This window comes from Nocardioides lianchengensis (assembly GCF_900101465.1).
Taxonomy (GTDB): Bacteria; Actinomycetota; Actinomycetes; order Propionibacteriales; family Nocardioidaceae; genus Nocardioides; species Nocardioides lianchengensis.
On record NZ_FMZM01000024.1, the window covers coordinates 1 to 1796 of the forward strand.

Here is a 1796-nt window from a genome sequence, read left to right on the forward strand (position 1 = left end):
GCTGAGTGATTGTAAGACAAGCCCTCGGCCTATTAGTACCGGTCGGCTAGGCATTACTGCTGTACACCTCCGGCCTATCAACCCAGTGTTCTGCTGGGGGCCTTACCCCGTCAAGCGGGTGGGAAACCTCATCTTGAAACATGCTTCCCGCTTAGATGCATTCAGCGGTTATCACTTCCGAACGTAGCTAACCAGCCGTGCCCCTGGCGGGACAACTGGCACACCAGAGGTTCGTCCATCCCGGTCCTCTCGTACTAGGGACAGCCTTTCTCAAGTTTCCTGCGCGCGCGGCGGATAGGGACCGAACTGTCTCACGACGTTCTAAACCCAGCTCGCGTGCCGCTTTAATGGGCGAACAGCCCAACCCTTGGGACCTACTCCAGCCCCAGGATGCGACGAGCCGACATCGAGGTGCCAAACCATCCCGTCGATATGGACTCTTGGGGAAGATCAGCCTGTTATCCCCGGGGTACCTTTTATCCGTTGAGCGACGTCGCTTCCACATGCCGACGCCGGATCACTAGTTCCGACTTTCGTCCCTGCTCGACATGTCTGTCTCACAGTCAAGCTCCCTTGTGCACTTACACTCAACACCTGATTGCCAACCAGGCTGAGGGAACCTTTGAGCGCCTCCGTTACATTTTAGGAGGCAACCGCCCCAGTTAAACTACCCATCAGGCACTGTCCCTGATCCGGATTACGGACCTAGGTTAGACATCTAGTACGACCAGAGTGGTATTTCAACGTTGACTCCACACCAACTGGCGTCGATGCTTCAAAGTCTCCCACCTATCCTACACAAGCCGAACCAAACACCAATACCAAACTATAGTAAAGGTCCCGGGGTCTTTCCGTCCTGCCGCGCGTAACGAGCATCTTTACTCGTAGTGCAATTTCGCCGAGTCCACGGTTGAGACAGCGCCCAAGTCGTTACTCCATTCGTGCAGGTCGGAACTTACCCGACAAGGAATTTCGCTACCTTAGGATGGTTATAGTTACCACCGCCGTTTACTGGGGCTTAAATTCTCCGCTTCGGTGTTACCACCTAACAGGTCCTCTTAACCTTCCAGCACCGGGCAGGAGTCAGTCCGTATACATCGTCTTACAACTTCGCACGGACCTGTGTTTTTAGTAAACAGTCGCTTGGGCCTGGTCTCTGCGGCCATCACCGCTGCCACTCGCAAGGAGTTTGACGGATCCGGCCCCCCTTCTCCCGAAGTTACGGGGGCATTTTGCCGAGTTCCTTAACCATGGTTCGCTCGATCGCCTTAGTATTCTCTACCTGATCACCTGAGTCGGTTTGGGGTACGGGCGGCGCATAGCTCGCTAGAGGTTTTTCTCGACAGCATAGGATCACCCACTTCACCAAACGGCTCCGTATCGTGTCTCAGGCCCGACATCAAAGTCAGCCATCCGGATTTACCTAGATGACACCCTACGCACTTACCCGTGGACAACCATCGCCACGGCTGGGCTACCTTCCTGCGTCACCCCATCGCTTGCCTACTACCAGCTCGGGTCCCGCGCTCCCCCACAAGCTCTCACCCCGAAGGGATCAATACTCATGGCTTCGGGCGGTTAGCATCACCAGGTTCAGCATGGGCGCTACTTTGCCGGTACGGGAATATCAACCCGTTGTCCATCGACTACGCCTGTCGGCCTCGCCTTAGGTCCCGACTTACCCAGGGCAGATTAGCTTGACCCTGGAACCCTTGATCATTCGGCGGCAATGTTTCTCACATTGCATTCGCTACTCATGCCTGCATTCTCACTCGTGTCGCGTCCACCACTGGATC

At 55.6% G+C, this 1796-nt stretch carries 1 rRNA gene; it reads right to left on the bottom strand.

Annotation, left to right across the window (positions count from 1 at the left end):
• Positions 1–12: 12 nt before the first annotated feature.
• Positions 13–1796, bottom strand: a 23S ribosomal RNA gene (locus BLT76_RS25265); the annotation flags it as partial.